The following is a 16,611-nucleotide window of genomic DNA, read 5'->3' as shown; positions in this document are numbered from 1 at the left end:
AGCGGCATCGAGGTGGTGACGGCGATGAACGGGGCCACGACGACGGCGCAGACCACGCGCGATGCGTTCCGCCTGGCGGGCGGGCATGTGGATGCGGGGGCCTACGAGTACCGGCTGCATGCGGCCGATGCCTCGGGGGCGGGGGAGAACTGGTATTTGCGGTCCACTACCACCGTCGTTCCCCCCGGGGAAGGCGGAGGCAACCCGCCGACCGAAGGCGGCGGCGCCGCCGCACCGAGCGGAGAGGGCCTTGCCGCCCCCGGACCTGTGTTCGGCATCATCGTGCCCACCTACCGCGCCGAAGCCTCGCTGTATGCGGCGCTGCCGAGCCAGCTGCGGCAAGGAAACCTCGCGATGATCGGCGACCTGCACAAGCGCATAGGCGACGACGATGCCAGGGGCGCCGCTGCAACTTCGACAAACCCGGCAGGCCCGGAGCGCCGCGCCTGGGCCCGCGTGCTCTCCACCGACATCGACATTCGCCAGGGCGGCACCGTCTCGCCTTCCAGCAAGGGCCGCCTCACGGGCTTCCAGGCCGGCACAGACCTGATGGCCGCAACCAACTGGCGCGCCGGCCTCTACGTGGGCCAGCTCGACGGCGACGGGCGAGTCAGCGGCTTTGCCAGCGGCCTGCAGAACCAGCACGTGGGCCGCAACGACTTGCGCAGCCAGTACTTCGGCATCTACGGCACCTACACCGGCAACGGCGGCTTCTATGCCGACGCGGTGGTGCAGTCGGGCCGCCACCGCTACACGGTGGAGCCGGTGCTGGGCGCGGGCGTCGAAGGCAAGGGCCGCAGCCTGCTGGGTTCCATCGAAGTGGGCCAGGCCTTTGCGCTGGGCGCCAGCGGCTGGAGCGTCGAGCCGCAGCTGCAATTGGTGCACCAGCACATGGACCTCGACAACTCGGTCATCTCTGGCGCGGTCGTGCAGCCCGACGCCGACAGCGGCTGGATCGTGCGCGCGGGTGTGCGTGTCAAGGGCACGATTGCGACCGGCCTGGGCACGCTGCAGCCCTACGGGCGCTTCAACGTCTACCGGAGCTCGAGCGGCGCGGACGTCGCGCGCTTCGTCAACGGCGCGACCCGCACCGACATCGCATCGTCCACCGGCGGCACGAGCACCGAGCTGGCCGGCGGCTTCACCCTGGCGCTCGGCGACAGGACGAGCGTCTACGGCGAAGTGGGCAAGCTGTGGGCCTCGGGCGGAGACACCAGGGTGAAGAGCTCGATCAATGCATCGGTGGGCGTGCGCGTGAAGTGGTGAGGAGGGCACCGCCGCGTGCGCTGGCGCAGTGGCCGGAATCCGACTGCGCCAGCACACCGACGCGGTGTCTACCTACAACAAAGCCTGCATGAAAGAGCCACGTTCGGCGTGCAGGCGGGCGAGGGCGCGCCTGGCATCCAACATCGACATTGATTGGGCCCGGCCAATGTCCACCATGAACAAGCTCAAGCATCTACCCCGCCTTTTCAAGGAGGCGGCCATGGCCTGGATCGACGATTTCGCGCCCAGCATGGGCGCGGCGATCTCGTACTACACGATGTTCTCGCTGGCGCCGTTGCTCGTGATCGTGATCGCGGTGGCGGGCGCACTCTTCGGCACCGAGGCCGTGCAGGGCCAGATTGCCGCGCAGCTGTCGGGATTGATCGGCCAGGAGGGCGCGCAGGCGGTGCAGGCCCTGGTCAAGAGCGCCAACGAGCCGTCTCGCGGATTGATTGCCGGCGCCATCAGCGTGGTGGTGCTGATCGTCGGCGCCACCACGGTGTTTGCCGAACTGCAAAGCGCGCTCGACCGCATCTGGCATGTGCCCGAACGCGCGAAGCCCAGCGGCGTGTGGGGCATTCTGCGTGCCAGGGTGCTGTCGTTCGGCCTGATTCTCGGGCTGGCGTTTCTGCTGATGGTGTCGCTGGTGGTCAGCGCCGTGCTGGCGGCGGTGGACAACTGGAGCAGCGGGCTCTTTCCGGGGTGGGAGCTTTTGCTGCAGGTTGCCAACGCGCTGGTCACGCTGGGCATTCTCACGCTGCTGTTCGCGATGATCTTCAAGCTGATGCCGAGCACGCCCATCGCCTGGCCCGACGTGTGGATTGGCGCGGCGGTAACGGCGGTTCTCTTCGAGGTCGGCAAGGTGCTGATCGGCCTGTACCTCGGTAAAAGCAGCGTCAGCGAATCGTTTGCGGCGGCCGGCTCGCTGGTGGTGCTGCTGGCCTGGGTGTACTACGCCGCGCAGATCTTTCTGTTGGGCGCGGAGTTCACCAAGGTCTATGCCAATGCCCAGGGCTCGGTCGCGGCCTCCAGGGCGCAGGCTGCGACAGAGGCCGCGGCGGAGCAGGCCCGCATGGGCACAGACGGCGCCGCTGCACGGCAGCCCGGAACGGAGAAGCTCGAGGCCGTCGAGAAGATGGAAAACGCGCAGCGGGCACTCGAGGTGCGCACAAGGAAGGCCACTGCCAAGCTGCTGCAGCAGGCCATCGGCCTGTTTGCGATCAGCGTGACGACCACGCTGCTTGCGCGACGGCGCAAGCAGCGCCGCCGCCATGCCGCGCGCATGCAACGGGAAATCCGCCGCACAGGGTGAGGCGGGATCAGGTGCTCCAGCTATGGCTTGCGGCGGCCCTCACTTGGACCGCGTAAGCCCGAAGAAGGAATCGAGTATGTGGAAGTGATCGTCATGGAACTGGTCTTCCATGCCGGCCAGCTTTGCAATGGGCACCCACTCGGCGGATGACGCGTCGTCGCCGGCCGTCAGCTCCGGCGGGCGGCGCGGGCCCAGGTCGAACCAATGCGCGTGGGTGATGACGCGGCCCTTCTGGCTGCGGTCCGGGTTGTCGAACACCTGCACCGCCTTGAATGCGCTTTGAATGTCGCTGTCGAGCAGGCGCAAGCCGGTTTCCTCGTCGAGCTCGCGCAGGGCCGACTGCCACACCGTTTCTCGCGGCTCGAGATAGCCGCCCGGCACTGCCAGCATGCCCTTGCCCGGCGAGCGGCCACGCCGGATCAGCAGCACCTGGTCTCCGCATTGCACCACCGTGTCGACCGTGACGAAGATGACAGGGTAGGGCGTGCCTGCCCACATGGCCTTGTCCTGGCGCAGGCTCTCCCATTCCTGCACCAGCGCGGCATAGTGCGGCAGCTTCGCCCAGGCACTCAAGAACTGCAGTGTGCTCGCGGGCGCCTGGTTCACCAATGCAGCCAAGGCCGGCTCCAGCGATCCATCGGCCGCTGCTCCAAAGTACGCGTCGCGCAAGGCGCTCGCATGAATGTCGCCCTGCAACCCGGTGTCGTCGAGCGTCCATTGCGGGAAATCGCGCAGGTACACGCTGGTCGCGTCCTTCAGGTGGCCCACCAGCACCACCGACGGTTGACCGGTGTACATCTCGGCCACGCCCTGCTTCACGGCGGCCACCCAGCGTGCCTGGTCGTAGTAGTCGCGCACCGGCAAGAACTTCACCCGCTCCCGGTCCGCTTGCGGAAGCGCGAGCCGGATCATTTCCGCGCGCTCTTCCCAGGTGAAAGGATTGCGCGGCGTGCGGGCCTGAAAAGACGAGCCCAACACCACGACGCACTCGGGCGCAGCGGCCAGGGCGCGCCGCAGCAGCGCCAGCTGGGCGTTGTGGAAGATCTGGAACCGCCCGATGTAGACGGCGACATCGTGTGCTTTGGCTTGGGTTTGGATTTGGGTTTGGCTTGTCATTGGGTTCTCAAGGCAGTTTGGCTGCAATCGGCATCTGGCGTCCGGAGCCGAAGGCTCGCGCCCTGACCCGGACGATGGGCGGCGATTGCCGCCGCTTGTATTCGTTGCGCGCGACCATGCCGCGGATGCGCTCGACAAGCGCTTCGCCGGAAGGCTGCGCCCGCAGTGTGTCGACAAATGCGCGCGCCTCCTGGTACTCGTGCTGGGCGAGCCGCGGGCCTTCGATCAGCAGCTTGAGGATCTGGTCGAGCACGGGGTAGGGCGGCAGGCTGTCGACATCCTTCTGGCCCGGAGCCAGTTCGGCTGAGGGCTCCTTGTCGATGATGGCCTGGGGAATGATCTCTCGGCGCGCTGTTTCGTTCAAGTGCCGCGAGAGGGCGAAGACCTCGGTCTTGTAGAGATCGCCTATGAGCCCCAGACCGCCGTTGGTGTCGCCATAGAGCGTGCAATAGCCGACCGAGATCTCGGACTTGTTGCCGGTGGTCAGCAGCAGATGGCCGAAGCTGTTGGAGTACTCCATGAGAATGGTGCCCCGCACGCGCGCCTGAAGGTTCTCCAGAGCCACGCCGCGCAGCTCGCCGCCCAATGCCGATTCGAAACCTTGCGTGAACTGCGACACGATGCCCGCGATGGCATGGTGCTTCAGCAATACGCCCAGGTTGCGGCACAAAGCTTCGGAGTCGCTGACCGAACCTTCCGATGAAAAGCTTGACGGCATCGTGATGCCGACCACGTTCTCTGCCCCCAGCGCTTCGACCGCCAGCGCCAGCGTCAGCGCTGAGTCGATGCCGCCCGACGAGCCGACGACGGCCTGGCGAAACCCGCAGCGCCGCGCATAGTCGCGCAGGCCCAGCACGATCTGCTGGCGGTAGAACTCCAGGGCGGGCAAGCCCTCTGGTGACACCGGCGGCGGAGCCTTGCCGGCCGGCGTCAGAAAACGGCCCTTATCGAAACACAGCGTGCTCACATCTTCCGCAAAGCGGCGAGCCTCGTACACCACACCGGCCTGCGGCTCGACCGCGAAAGAGGCCCCGTCGTACACGAGCTGGTCATGGCCTCCCACCTGGTTGACGTAGAGAATCGGCAGGCCGTTGCGGCGGCTCGCCGCGCCGAAAATCTGGTGCCGCTGCTCGCGCTTGCCGATGTTCGACGGGCTTGCGTTGATCGACACCACCAGGTCGGGCGCCGCATCGCGCATGCGTTCGAACGGATTCACGAGGTAGTCCTGCCCCTCGTCGTTCCAGCCGTCTTCGCAGATCAGCAGGCCCACTTGAAAGTCGCGGATGCGAAGCACGCGCGCGACGTCGGGCCCCGGTTCGAAGTGCCGGCGCTCGTCGAAGATGTTGTAGGTGGGCAGCAGCTGCTTGGCGTATTCGAGCAGCACTTCGCCCCCGCGAATGACGCGCAGCACGTTGCGAAGCTTCTTGCCTGCGCCTTCGCGCCGGGCTGGCAACCCCACGGCCCAGTGCAGCGCCGGCATCTGGCGGGATGCCGACAGCAGCTCCTGGAAAGCGGCCTCCACGCGGTCCATGAAACCTTCCTCTTCCAGCAGGTCGGCCGGGTAGTAGGCGGTGAGCGACATCTCGGAAAACACGACCAGGTCGGCTTCTTCGGACGACGCCTTGCGTGCAGCCTCGATCATTCGCGCGGCATTGCCGCGCAGGTCGCCGATGGTGTAGTTGAGTTGGGCGGCGGTGATTCGGAGCATGGCTCTCAACTTTCTATGTGAAACACCTGGCGCAGATAGGCCAGGAAGGTCTGGTCTTCGCACAGCGTCTTGCCCGGGCTGTCGGACAGCTTGGCAACGGGTTGGCCGTTGCACCCGGTGAGCTTCATCACGATGTTCAGCGGCGTAAGGCCGACGTCGTTGGTCAGGTTGGTGCCTATGCCAAAGCCGGTCTGCGTGCGATCGGCGAAGGTGCGGTACAGCCGGACGGCCGTCTGCAGGTCGAGCCCGTCGGAGAACACCAGCCGCTTGGTGTGCGCATCGATGCGCAGCCTGGTGTAGTGCGCCAGTGCCTTTTCGCCCCAAACGACCGGGTCGCCGGAGTCGTGGCGAAGGCCGTCGAACAGCTTGGCAAAGTACAGGTCGAAGTCGGCCAGGAAGGCGTCCATGCCGACCGCGTCGGTCAGTGCCACACCCAGGTCGCCGCGGTACTCCTGCACCCAGCCTTCGAGCGCCGCGTTCTGGAAGTCGCGCAGCCGCACGCCCAGTGCCTGGTAGGTCTGAAGGTATTCATGCGCCATGGTGCCGATGGGCACCAGCTCCAGCTCCTTGGCCAGCAGCACGTTGGAAGTGCCCTTGAAGTACATGGGCACCTCGCGCTTGAGCGTGGTGACCACCTCCCGCTGCCAGTCGCGTGAAAAGCGGCGGCGCACGCCAAAGTCGAAAAACTCGAAAGGGTGCCGGGCCGCCGGCTCCTGCGCAAAGCCGCGCAGCAGTTCGATCTTGCCCTGCAGGCGCTTACGGCCCTCGGCCAGAGCGGCCTCCGCATCGAAGCGGCGGAAATACAGCTCGTTCACCATGGCGAGAACGAAGATCTCGAAAGCCATGGTGTGCACCTGAGGCCCCACCGCGCGGATGCGCAGTGCATCGCCTTCGACCGTGGCCGAGATGAACTCGCGCTGAAAGCTGAAGATGCGCAGGAAGTCGACGAAGTCGCTCTTGATGTAGCGCAGGCTTCCCAGGTAGGCGAGTTCGCCGGGTGCAAAGCGCAGGGTGCAGAGGTGGTCGAGCTGCTCGTTGACGTCCGGGAGCAATTCGGCCAGCGGATAAGCGGGCTGGTTGCGGCAGACGAAGGTGTACTCGGCCTGCGTTTGCGGGTGGCTGTGCAGCATGGCCTGCCACATCGTGAACTTGTACAGGTCGGTGTCCAGCAGGCTGTGGATGATGGGTTGCATGGTGTGGTCCTTCGCTGTTCGTTCGATCAGGCGTTGGCGGTCAATATGGAAAGCACTTCGGCGCTGGTGAGAAGCCGGGCGCCGCGGTTGACCATGTCTTGCAGGAACGCCTTGTGCTGCGCCTCGAAGCCGGTCACCGGGCTCATGCAATCGGTAACGAGCACCAGCTTGGCAGGATTGCCGGAGGGCAGGTTGGCGGCAATGTGCTCCGTGGTGGCCTTCACGCAGTGGCTGCTGGCTTCGCCGGCAATCACGATCAGGTCGGCGCGGTCGAGCGACGCGACCAGCGGCTTGTTGAGCAGGGTGGCGGGGTCGTCCTCGTCCGGCACTTCGGCCTGAATGGCGCTGTAGTGTTCGGTCCAGGGGTTGCTGCCCTTGTCGACCTTTTCCACCACGCGCAGTTGCTCGTCCTCCCAGGCGTTGTAGGCGGCCTTGACGGCGGCGTGCACGTTGTGGCCCCAGCTGCCGATCTCGCAATGCACTGGCCACACCATCAGCGTATAGCGGCCGCGGCGCTCGAGCTCGTCGATGTATGCCAGCGCCCGGGGGAGGGCAGCGGGGTCGCGCGGACGGTAGTCGCCGGCATTGACCTGGGCCGCGGTGATCGAGGTGAAAGGCTGCACACCGGCGCCATCGCGCGCTTGCCAGAACGTGGGGTGCGCAATGTCGAACCTGTGGTGCGAATCCAGCGTAACGGTGATACCCGCAATGCCTTGCGCCCCCTCGCGGATGAGTTGGGCCACCCGCAGCATGTCGGCATGGGCACCCGCAACCGGCAGTGCCGGCTGCAACTGCGCGCCCGTGGCTGCGTCTGCCGGAAGCCAGCTGGCCGGAAGGTCGCAGAAGTCGTTTTGGGGATCGATCAGGAGAAGTTGGATGTTCTGCTTCATGGTGTGTTCTTTAGATGAGTTGTACTGTGCAACTATATGGGTTGCATAGTACAACTTAGCGAGAGGAAGTCAAGCGCCAAGCTCCGAGGAGTCGCGCGGGCTGAAGGTGCGGGGGAACAGGGCTGCCTGAGACCGGTCGCGCAAGCGGTAGCCCATGGCCGGCCGGCCGAAGGTGCCTTCCACAGTGCCGGCTTCTTCCATGAAGCCGGCGTCGAGCATCCGCTTGCGAAAGGCGCTCTTGTCGACAGGGCGGCCCAGCACGACCTCATAGGTGTGCTGCAACTGCGGCAGTGTGAAGGGTTCGCTCAGCAGAAAGGCTGGCAGCGAGGTGTATTCGACCTTGCTGCGCAGGCGGGCGATGGCGGCTTCGAGGATTTCTGCGTGATCGAAGGCCAGGCGCTTGCGGGCGGCCGCGGTGGCCTCGATCCATTCCACCTGCGCGGCGTTCGCTCCTTTTTCGAGCACCAGGTCCTGGCTCGGCACGAGGGCGAAAAACGCGTGCGTGGTCGACCAGCCCCGCGGGTCGCGGCTTGCGCCGCCCCAACTGCCCAGTTGCTCCAGGTACGGCGCGGAAACACCGGTCTTTTCTTGCAGCTTGCGCAGGGCGCAGCCGAGCAGGCTGGCGTCCTTGTCGACATCGATGAACCCTCCCGGCAGGGCCCAGCGACCCGGGAACGGCTCGTGGGCATCGCTGGGGCGGCGCATCAGGACGACTTTGAGTTCATCTTCCAGCACGGTGAAGATCACGACGTCGACGGTGACCAGCGGCCTGGGGAATTTCAACTCGGCCTGTGTGTTGGAAGGTTTCAAGACCGGCCTCCTTTCTAAAGAGGTTGTACTGTACAACTCCAATGGGCCGGCCGACAGGCCGGGTTAACCTCCGCGACCTATGGATTCCCTGATCGCCGCCTCCGCGCGCGCGCTTGCCGCGGGCGACGCGCTCGGCGCCCTCAAGCGGGTCGCCTTGCGCGACGACCCGCCGGCGCTCGCGCTGCGCGGCATTGCCATGGCGCAGCTTGGCGAGCACCCGCGCGCGCGTGAGCTCCTGCGGCGGGCCGCCCGCGGCTTTGGCGCCCATGAGGAACTGGCGCGCGCCCGCTGCCTGGTTGCCGAAGCAGAGGTGGCGCTGGCCATGCGCGACATTGGTGGATCGCCGCGCGCTCTTGCCGCGGCAGCCGCCACGCTCGAGGCACATGCCGACCATGGCAATGCGCTGCAGGCGCGACTGATTGCGGCGCGCAAGTTCCTGCTGCTCGGCCGGCTCGACGAGGCGGCGGCCACGCTGGCGCCGCTCGATGCGCGCGGCCTCTCGCCGTCGCTGGAAGCCGTGGCCGAGCTCACCGCGGCCGAGCTGGCGCTGCGATCGCTGCGCACCGGCGCGGCGCAGGCGGCGCTCGCCCGTGCGCATGAGGCGGCCGAACGCGCGCGCGTGCCGGCGCTCCTGGCCGAGGTGGCGGAGGCGCGGGCCGCGCTCGATCGCCCCGCCGCGCGGCGCCGCTCCGCCGGCGGCGAGGAGACGCTGCGCCTGGACGAGGTGGAAGCGCTCCTGGCCTCGGACGCGCTGGTGGTCGATGCATGCCGCCGCGGGGTCGGCGCGGGCGATGCATGGCGGCCGCTGGCGCGCAGGCCGGTGCTGTTCGCACTGGCGCGCGCGCTGGCCGAGGCGTGGCCCGGCGATGTCGATCGCGAAGCGCTGATCGCCTATGCGTTCAACACCCGCCACCCCGACGAGACGCTCCGGGCGCGCCTGCGGGTCGAAGTCGGCAGGTTGCGCGCGCTCATTGCGCCGCTGGCAGGCATCGAGGCGACGGCGCGGGGTTTTGTCCTGAAGCCGCACGGCGGGCGAGAGGTTGCCGTGCTGGCACCGCCCATCGATGGCGACCAGGCGTCGCTGCTGGCGCTGCTCTCCGACGGGGCGGCGTGGTCGACCTCGGCGCTGGCGATGGCATTGGGAGCCAGCCAGCGCACCGTGCAGCGGGCACTCGCCGAACTGGAGGCTGCCGGGCGCGTGCGGGCCATCGGGCGGGCGCGGGCTCAGCGCTGGCTTTCGCCGCCGCTGACCGGATTCACGACGATCTTGTTACTCCCCGCCGCGCTGCCGATTGAATAGAGTTGTCTCCAAGGCCCCGATCCCCGGGCGCAAACAAGGAGCAGCAATGAGCACTGGCAGCAAGACAGGCAAGGACCAGACCCCCGTGACGGCGCGCGCAGCCGAGATCGTTCGCGAGTACGGCCCATTGGCCGGCGAGGCGAGCGTGGGCGGCGTGACCCACGACGGCCAACGCGTCTGGGCCGCCACGCGCGACGGGCTGATCGCCTTCGACCCCGTGAGCGGCAAGACCACGCGCACGCTGGCTTGCGCCGGAGATGCCGGCACCGCCTTCGACGGCACTCATCTGTATCAGATCACCGAGGCGCGCATCGACAAGATTGACCCGGTCACGGGCACCGTGGTGGCATCGATTCCCGCTCCGGGCAACGGCAGCGACTCGGGGCTCACCTGGGCCGAGGGCAGCCTGTGGGTGGGCCAGTACCGCGACCGCAAGATCCGCCAGATCGACCCGGCCACCGGCGCCGTGTTGCGCACCATCGAGTCCAACCGCTTCGTTACCGGCGTGACCTGGGTCGACGGCGAGCTGTGGCACGGCACCTGGGAGGGCGACGAGAGCGAGCTCCGCCGCATCAACCCCGAAAGCGGCGCCGTGCTCGAGCGTTTGGAAATGCCGCGCGGCACCGGCGTGAGCGGGCTCGAATCCGACGGGGGAGACCTCTTCTACTGCGGCGGCGGGGGCAGCGGAAAAGTCCGCGCCGTGCGGCGCCCCAAGGCAGCCGCCAGGGCGTGAGCGCATCCGCCCGCGAAACGAATCATCGAGCCAAGGAGCACACCGCCATGAACACCACTGTTGCCGAAACCGGCTTTGCTGATCACCCCGTCGTTGCCAAGGACCGTTGGCTCGCCCAGCGCAAGGCGCTGCTGGCGCGCGAAAAGGAGCTGACGCGCCTGCGCGACCAGATCGCCCGCGAGCGCCGCGCCCTGCCGTGGACCCGCGTCGAGAAGAACTACACCTTCGACACGCCCGACGGCCCCCGCGCGCTTGCCGACCTGTTCGAGGGCCGCCGCCAGTTGCTGGTGCAGCACTTCATGCTCGGCCCCGATTGGGAGCAGGGCTGCCCGAGCTGTTCCTACATGGCGGACCACGTCGACGGCATGAAGGTGCATCTCGAGCACCGCGACGTCACGATGCTGGCTGTGTCCCGCGCGCCGCTCGACCAGATCGAGCGCTTTCGCCGGCGCATGGGCTGGCAGTTCAAGTGGGTGTCGGCCTTCGGCAGCGATTTCAACTACGACTTCGGCGTGAGCTTCACGTCGGAGGAATGGGCCGAGGGCCAGGGCGAGGTCTACTACAACTACAGCGTGCGGCCCTTCCCGGCGGAGGAGGCACCCGGCATCAGCGTGTTCTACAAGAACGACGCAGGCGAGATCTTCCACACCTATTCGACCTACGAGCGCGGCGTTGAAGTGATGATGGGCACGTACAGCCTGCTCGACCTCACCCCCAAGGGCCGCGACGAGCACAACGCGGTCTACACCATGGACTGGGTGCGCCACCACGACCGCTACGAGCCCGCGCCAGCCAGCAAACCGGCGGCCCATGCCTGCTGCCATCCGTCGAACTGACCGGCAACCGGGCTGAACGCGAGGTCATGCAGTGGAAAGCCTCTGGCCCTGGCTGGTGGTGGCGGGTCTCGGCGCCCTCCATGGCCTGAACCCTGCCACCGGCTGGATGTGGGCCGCGGCCTGGGGCGTCCGGTCGAAAGATCGGGGCCAGGCGCTGCGGGGCCTAGTGCCCATTGCGGTCGGGCACGCCGCGTCGGTCGCGCTGGTGGCGGCCGCAGTGGCGTTCGGCGTATCGATGGACCGAACGGTGATGCAAGTGGTGGCGGGCGGGCTGGTCGTCGTCTTCGTGGTGCTGCACCTCTCGGGCCGCACACCCAAGAAGGTGCGTGCGCCGGCGGGGCATGCCGGGCTGGCGCTCTGGTCTTTCATGATGGCCACCGCGCACGGCGCCGGGTTGATGCTGGTGCCGGCGCTGGTTCCGCTCTGCATGGGCGACACGCCGGCCCTGGACATTGCCGCATCGGGCACGCTGATGCTGGCGCTTGCGGCGGTTGGCGTTCACACGGCGGCCATGCTTGCCGTGACGGCGCTGGTCGCCAGCGGAGTATGCCGGGGGCTGAAACTCATACTTTCGAACTCGTGAGGTGCTGCGAAAGGAGCAACAAGGTACAGACTTGCGCATCTGGTTGCACATTGGCGGTGCCCTGACAGCTGGTTGCAAGCTTGGCTCAGTGTTTTCCTCAGAGAACGATGGCTTGAAACTCGCTAGAGTGAAGGCGGCCGTTCAGGCTTTTGCGTCGCACACATCAAGGAAAATTTCATGAGCAAGAAAGTTGCATATGTCACCGGAGGCATGGGTGGCATCGGAACTGCCATCTGCCAACGCCTCTTCAAGGACGGCTTCACTGTCGTCGCAGGCTGCGGCCCCACGCGCGACCATGCCAAATGGCTGGCCGAGCAGAAAGCCCAGGGCTTCGAGTTCCACGCATCGGTTGGCAATGTCGGCGACTGGCAATCCACGGTGGAGGCGTTTTCCGCCGCCAAGGCGGCGCACGGCCCCATCGACGTGCTCGTCAACAACGCCGGCATTACCCGGGACCGCATGTTCCTGAAGATGACACCGGAAGACTGGAGCGCGGTGATCGAGACCAACCTCAACAGCATGTTCAACGTCACCAAGCAGGTGGTGGGCGACATGGTCGAGAAGGGCTGGGGCCGCATCATCAACATCAGCTCGGTCAACGGGGCCAAGGGCCAGGCGGGGCAGACCAACTATTCGGCGGCCAAGGCCGGCATGCACGGCTTCACGATGGCGCTGGCGCAAGAGCTGGCGAGCAAGGGCGTCACGGTCAACACCGTGAGCCCGGGCTACATCGGCACCGACATGGTGAAAGCCATCCGCCAGGAAGTGCTCGACAAGATCGTGGCCACCATTCCCGTCAAGCGCCTGGGCGAACCCAGCGAAATTGCTTCCATCATTTCGTGGCTGGCCACGGACGAGGGCGGCTATTCCACCGGGGCCGATTTCTCGGTCAACGGCGGGCTTCACATGCACTGAGCATGCTGACCGGAACCTGATCGAAAAACCCGCTTCGGCGGGTTTTTTGTTTCCAGCGATGTGGCTTCTACGAATGGAAAGCCGAGAGAACGGCCATAAAGTTTCGCACCCCCTGGAGGCACGACATGGCAGACACAACAATCACACCGACCCACAAACTTCCTCTCTATCGCTCCCTTTATGTTCAGGTGATCACCGCGGTGGTCATCGGCGTGCTGCTCGGGCACTTCTATCCCGCCATCGGCGAAGCCATGAAGCCGCTCGGCGACGGCTTCATCAAGCTCATCAAGATGATCATCGCGCCGATCATCTTCTGCACGGTGGTGGTCGGCATTGCTGGCATGGAAGACATGAAGAAGGTGGGCAAGACCGGCGGCCTAGCGCTGCTCTACTTCGAGATCGTGAGCACCATCGCGCTCGTGGTCGGGCTGCTGCTGGTCAACGTGCTGAAGCCCGGCGCGGGCATGAACATCGACCCGGCCACGCTCGACACCAAGTCGATCGCCGCCTACACCGGCCCCGGCAAGATGACCGGCACGGTCGACTTTCTGCTGAACGTCATTCCCAGCACGGTGGTCGATGCCTTTGCCAAGGGCGAAATCCTGCAGGTGCTGCTCATCGCGGTGCTGTTCGGCTTTGCGCTGCACCGCTTCGGCGGGCGCGGCACGCTGGTGTTCGACGTGATCGAGAAGGGCTCGCACGTGCTCTTCGTGATCGTCGGCTACATCATGAAGCTCGCGCCCATCGGCGCCTTTGGCGCCATGGCGTTCACCATCGGCAAGTACGGCCTGGGCAGCCTGTTCTCGCTCGGCAAGCTGATGGGCACGTTCTACCTGACCTGCCTGCTGTTCATCTTCGTGGTGCTGGGGCTCATTGCGCGCTTTCACGGCTTCAGCATCTGGAAGTTCATCAAGTACATCAAGGAAGAGCTGCTGATCGTGCTGGGCACTTCGTCCTCCGAATCGGTGTTGCCGCGCATGATGGAGAAGATGGAAAACCTGGGCGCGAAGAAGGCCTGCGTGGGCCTGGTGATTCCGACCGGCTATTCGTTCAACCTGGACGGCACTTCGATCTACCTGACGATGGCGGCGGTTTTCATTGCGCAGGCCACCAACACGCCGATGACGCTGACCCAGGAGATCACGCTGCTGGCTGTGCTGCTGCTGACGTCGAAGGGCGCAGCGGGCGTGACCGGGAGCGGCTTCATCGTGCTGGCCGCCACGCTGTCGGCCGTGGGCCACGTGCCGGTGGCCGGCCTTGCGCTCATCTTGGGCATCGACCGCTTCATGTCCGAAGCGCGTGCGCTGACCAACCTGATCGGCAATGGCGTGGCCACCATCGTGGTGGCCAAGTGGACCAACGAACTCGACACCGAGCGGCTGAAGGCCGGGCTCAACAATGAAAGCTGGGTCGAGTCGCAGGAGCCTGAAGTGCTCGAAGGTGCGCGCGTCAGCAAGATGGCCGACTGAATGCCCCTGAAGGCCCGACGAAGGGCCGGGTGAAGTAAAGGGCCATGCATCGTTCCTGCAAAATGGAACGATGCCCCACAGCGTTTCCCTCATCAACACCATCGCCGCCGGCCTGGGGCTGGCGCTCGTGTTCGGCTTTCTCGCAGTGCGCCTGCGGTTGCCCGCGCTGGTGGGCTACCTGCTGGCGGGGGTGATCATCGGGCCCTTCACGCCGGGCTTCGTGGCCGATGCGGGCATTGCGGCGCAGCTGGCCGAAATCGGCGTGATGCTGCTGATGTTCGGCGTGGGCCTGCATTTTTCGCTGGACGATCTGCTGGCCGTACGCAAGATCGCCTTGCCAGGAGCGCTGGCGCAGATTGCGGTGGCCACGCTGCTCGGCGGTGCGCTGGCGCTCTGGTGGGACTGGTCCTGGGGCGAGGCGCTGGTCTTTGGGCTGGCGCTGTCGGTGGCAAGCACGGTCGTGCTGCTGCGGGCGCTCGAAAGCCTGGGCATTCTCGACTCGTTTACGGGCCGCATCGCCGTGGGCTGGCTGGTGGTCGAAGACCTGGCCATGGTGCTGGTCCTCGTGCTGATGCCGCCGCTCGCGGGGGCCTTGGGCGGCCGAAGTAGCGATGCTGCAGGCTCCGCCGACCCGCTGTGGCAAACGCTCGGGCTCACGCTCCTGCAAGTGGGCGGCTTCGTGGCGCTGATGCTCGTGGTCGGAAGGCGGGCCTTTCCCTGGATTCTCTGGCAGGTCACGCGGACCGGCTCACGCGAGCTCTTCACGCTGTGCGTGATTGCGGCGGCCGTCAGCATCGCTTTCGCATCGGCGGCGCTGTTCGGGGTGTCGTTTGCGCTGGGCGCATTCTTCGCGGGCATGGTCATGCGCGAATCGGAGTTCAGCCACCGGGCCGCGCAGGAGTCGCTGCCGCTGCGCGACGCCTTCGCGGTGCTGTTCTTCGTGTCGGTGGGCATGCTGTTCGACCCCTCGGTGCTCATCGAGCGTCCGCTGCAGGTGCTGGCCGTGGTGGGCGTGATCGTGCTGGGCAAGTCGCTTGCCGCCTGCGCGCTGGTGCTGGCTTTCCGCTATCCGCTGGGCACCGCGCTGACGGTGAGCGCGAGCCTCGCGCAGATCGGGGAGTTCTCGTTCATCCTGGCGGGGCTCGGCGTATCGCTTGGTGTGCTGCCGGTCGAGGGCCAGAGCCTCATCCTTGCCGGCGCGCTGATTTCCATTGCCACCAATCCGCTGTGGTTCAGCCTGATCGCGCCGTTGCAGAAGTGGCTGCATGCCCGCTTGCCGGTGGCGCGGGGGCTCGAGTCGCGAGACCATCCGTTGGCCGAGCTGCCGACCACCACCGAGGCCAGATACCTCTCCAGGCAGGTGGTGCTGGTGGGCTACGGCCGCGTCGGGCGGCGCATTGCGGCCGAGCTGGAGTCCAACGACATTCCCTATGTGGTGGCCGAGCAGAACCGCGAGCTGGTCGAGAAATTGCGCGAAGCCGGCGTTGCCGCGGTGTGGGGCGATGCGGCCGACCCGGCGGTGCTGATCCAGGCGCACATTGCGCGAGCCCGTGTGCTGGTGGTCGCAACGCCCGACGCCCTGAACGTGCGCCAGATGATGGAAACCGCGCGCACGCTCAACCCCGGAATCGACACTGTCATTCGCAGCCACAACGAAGACGAAGCCGAACTGCTGACCCAGCAGACGGCGGCAACGGTATTTCTTGGCGAACAGGAGCTGGCGCAGGCGATGGCGCGCGACGTTGTTCGGCGCGCCGCGGCAGCGGCGTGAACCGCCGGGGGCAAGCGGTTCAGAGGTCTTCGATGACGAGCGTGCGGTAGCGCTGCGCGATCGAATACGGAACGGCGCGCACCACCTCCATCAGGCGGTTCGCTTCCTCTTCGTTCTTCGTCTTGACGAGCAAGGCCGTGTGGCCTTCGCGCGCGAGCTTGGTGTAGGCGCGCACCGTGGCGGCGTCGGTACCCGCCGAAGGCAGCGGGTCGTCGGATTCTTTCACCGTCGGCGTGATCTCCTCGAGCACCGTTTGCGGCGGAATCAGGTAGATCTCATCGCCGCTCACGCCCTTCTCGAGCAACTGATGGCCGATGCGATTGGCGTCTTCCGCGCTCGGAAACATCACCATCGAGTAGCCGCTCGGGTAAAAGGCGCCGCCGATGGTTGCTCGCATGCGGGGTTCTAGGACGAAGTTCTTCATGGTGCTGCCTCCAGGTGATGCAGTTCTTTGCTTTGCCCACCACGCTAGGCCTCCGGCGGCCCGTGCGCTGTAGGCCTGCTCCCTATATTTCCGCAGGTTGGCACGGCAAAGCGTGCGCAATGCCCCGGCAGGCTCCTGTACACTGCGCCTCTCATGTCTTGCCGCCTTTTCCCCGCCGCCGATTGCGTCGCCTCCATGGCCCGCATGATGCCGCCTGGCTTTGCGCGGGCGAATGGGGCATTGGTTGCACGAATGATTACCACCATTACCACCGCGGCCACCTGA

General features: G+C 66.3%; 15 protein-coding genes. 9 read left to right on the top strand and 6 right to left on the bottom strand.

Annotation, left to right across the window (positions count from 1 at the left end):
* Positions 1 to 1,266, top strand: a 1,266-nt coding sequence (locus tag V9L20_RS07710) for an autotransporter outer membrane beta-barrel domain-containing protein (RefSeq protein ID WP_337296114.1), incomplete at its 5' end; no start/stop codon positions are given.
* A gap of 175 nt (positions 1,267 to 1,441) precedes the next feature.
* Entirely contained in the window at positions 1,442 to 2,578 is a 1,137-nt protein-coding gene (locus V9L20_RS07705; protein WP_337296113.1) for a YihY/virulence factor BrkB family protein, read from the top strand.
* 39 nt (positions 2,579 to 2,617) lie between these two features.
* Here the strand turns inward: V9L20_RS07705 and V9L20_RS07700 are convergent, their stop codons facing one another.
* The 5 genes from V9L20_RS07700 to V9L20_RS07680 form a co-directional block, all read right to left on the bottom strand.
* The gene (locus V9L20_RS07700; protein WP_337296112.1) at positions 2,618 to 3,694 is read right to left on the bottom strand and encodes an NUDIX domain-containing protein; all 1,077 of its coding nucleotides are present in this window, start codon (positions 3,692 to 3,694) and stop codon (positions 2,618 to 2,620) included.
* A gap of 7 nt (positions 3,695 to 3,701) precedes the next feature.
* Entirely contained in the window at positions 3,702 to 5,402 is a 1,701-nt protein-coding gene (locus V9L20_RS07695) for an NAD+ synthase (protein WP_337296111.1), read from the bottom strand.
* A gap of 5 nt (positions 5,403 to 5,407) precedes the next feature.
* On the bottom strand, positions 5,408 to 6,595 hold the full coding sequence (gene pncB / locus V9L20_RS07690) for a nicotinate phosphoribosyltransferase (RefSeq protein ID WP_337296110.1): 1,188 nt from the start codon (positions 6,593 to 6,595) through the stop codon (positions 5,408 to 5,410).
* Positions 6,596 to 6,621: 26 nt separating this feature from the next.
* Positions 6,622 to 7,485 (bottom strand): cysteine hydrolase, encoded by an 864-nt coding sequence (locus V9L20_RS07685; protein WP_337296109.1) that lies wholly within the window; start codon positions 7,483 to 7,485, stop codon positions 6,622 to 6,624.
* A 69-nt stretch (positions 7,486 to 7,554) separates the two neighbouring features.
* On the bottom strand, positions 7,555 to 8,295 hold the full coding sequence (locus V9L20_RS07680) for an NUDIX hydrolase (protein ID WP_337296108.1): 741 nt from the start codon (positions 8,293 to 8,295) through the stop codon (positions 7,555 to 7,557).
* A gap of 79 nt (positions 8,296 to 8,374) precedes the next feature.
* Between V9L20_RS07680 and V9L20_RS07675 the strand changes: the two genes are divergently transcribed.
* The 7 genes from V9L20_RS07675 to ybaL all read left to right on the top strand — a co-directional run bounded on the left by V9L20_RS07675 (position 8,375) and on the right by ybaL (position 15,902).
* The gene (locus tag V9L20_RS07675; RefSeq protein ID WP_337296107.1) at positions 8,375 to 9,595 is read left to right on the top strand and encodes a helix-turn-helix domain-containing protein; all 1,221 of its coding nucleotides are present in this window, start codon (positions 8,375 to 8,377) and stop codon (positions 9,593 to 9,595) included.
* A gap of 46 nt (positions 9,596 to 9,641) precedes the next feature.
* A complete protein-coding gene (locus tag V9L20_RS07670) occupies positions 9,642 to 10,328 on the top strand; it encodes a Vgb family protein (RefSeq protein WP_337296106.1) in 687 nt (228 codons plus the stop codon).
* Positions 10,329 to 10,375: 47 nt separating this feature from the next.
* Complete coding sequence (locus V9L20_RS07665; protein ID WP_337296105.1) at positions 10,376 to 11,164, top strand: DUF899 domain-containing protein; 789 nt, start codon at positions 10,376 to 10,378, stop codon at positions 11,162 to 11,164.
* A 31-nt stretch (positions 11,165 to 11,195) separates the two neighbouring features.
* Positions 11,196 to 11,747 (top strand): hypothetical protein, encoded by a 552-nt coding sequence (locus tag V9L20_RS07660; protein WP_337296104.1) that lies wholly within the window; start codon positions 11,196 to 11,198, stop codon positions 11,745 to 11,747.
* A 177-nt stretch (positions 11,748 to 11,924) separates the two neighbouring features.
* Positions 11,925 to 12,662, top strand: a complete 738-nt coding sequence (gene phbB / locus V9L20_RS07655) for an acetoacetyl-CoA reductase (RefSeq protein ID WP_126747179.1) — start codon at positions 11,925 to 11,927, stop codon at positions 12,660 to 12,662.
* A gap of 125 nt (positions 12,663 to 12,787) precedes the next feature.
* Positions 12,788 to 14,131: a dicarboxylate/amino acid:cation symporter gene (locus tag V9L20_RS07650; RefSeq protein WP_337296103.1), complete on the top strand. Its 1,344-nt coding sequence runs from the start codon at positions 12,788 to 12,790 to the stop codon at positions 14,129 to 14,131.
* A gap of 70 nt (positions 14,132 to 14,201) precedes the next feature.
* Entirely contained in the window at positions 14,202 to 15,902 is a 1,701-nt protein-coding gene (gene ybaL, locus V9L20_RS07645; protein ID WP_337296102.1) for a YbaL family putative K(+) efflux transporter, read from the top strand.
* Between the two features lie 19 nt (positions 15,903 to 15,921).
* On the opposite strand, the gene V9L20_RS07640 is transcribed toward ybaL, so the two are convergent.
* Entirely contained in the window at positions 15,922 to 16,326 is a 405-nt protein-coding gene (locus tag V9L20_RS07640) for a hypothetical protein (RefSeq protein WP_337296101.1), read from the bottom strand.
* Between the last annotated feature and the right edge of the window lie 285 nt (positions 16,327 to 16,611).

Source organism: Variovorax sp. CCNWLW225, from assembly GCF_037204045.1.
Taxonomy (GTDB): Bacteria; Pseudomonadota; Gammaproteobacteria; order Burkholderiales; family Burkholderiaceae_C; genus Variovorax.
Note: the sequence above shows the minus strand (reverse complement) of the source record. Positions and strands in the feature narration are given on the sequence as shown.

What these genes read in the sequence shown, in the direction of transcription:
- V9L20_RS07705 (WP_337296113.1), top strand. Translation starts at nt 1,442, where the DNA reads ATGAACAAGCTCAAGCATCTACCCCGCCTTTTCAAGGAGGCGGCCATG.
- V9L20_RS07700 (WP_337296112.1), bottom strand. Translation starts at nt 3,694, where the DNA reads ATGACAAGCCAAACCCAAATCCAAACCCAAGCCAAAGCACACGATGTC.
- V9L20_RS07695 (WP_337296111.1), bottom strand. Translation starts at nt 5,402, where the DNA reads ATGCTCCGAATCACCGCCGCCCAACTCAACTACACCATCGGCGACCTG.
- pncB (WP_337296110.1), bottom strand. Translation starts at nt 6,595, where the DNA reads ATGCAACCCATCATCCACAGCCTGCTGGACACCGACCTGTACAAGTTC.
- V9L20_RS07685 (WP_337296109.1), bottom strand. Translation starts at nt 7,485, where the DNA reads ATGAAGCAGAACATCCAACTTCTCCTGATCGATCCCCAAAACGACTTC.
- V9L20_RS07675 (WP_337296107.1), top strand. Translation starts at nt 8,375, where the DNA reads ATGGATTCCCTGATCGCCGCCTCCGCGCGCGCGCTTGCCGCGGGCGAC.
- V9L20_RS07670 (WP_337296106.1), top strand. Translation starts at nt 9,642, where the DNA reads ATGAGCACTGGCAGCAAGACAGGCAAGGACCAGACCCCCGTGACGGCG.
- V9L20_RS07665 (WP_337296105.1), top strand. Translation starts at nt 10,376, where the DNA reads ATGAACACCACTGTTGCCGAAACCGGCTTTGCTGATCACCCCGTCGTT.
- phbB (WP_126747179.1), top strand. Translation starts at nt 11,925, where the DNA reads ATGAGCAAGAAAGTTGCATATGTCACCGGAGGCATGGGTGGCATCGGA.
- V9L20_RS07650 (WP_337296103.1), top strand. Translation starts at nt 12,788, where the DNA reads ATGGCAGACACAACAATCACACCGACCCACAAACTTCCTCTCTATCGC.
- ybaL (WP_337296102.1), top strand. Translation starts at nt 14,202, where the DNA reads ATGCCCCACAGCGTTTCCCTCATCAACACCATCGCCGCCGGCCTGGGG.
- V9L20_RS07640 (WP_337296101.1), bottom strand. Translation starts at nt 16,326, where the DNA reads ATGAAGAACTTCGTCCTAGAACCCCGCATGCGAGCAACCATCGGCGGC.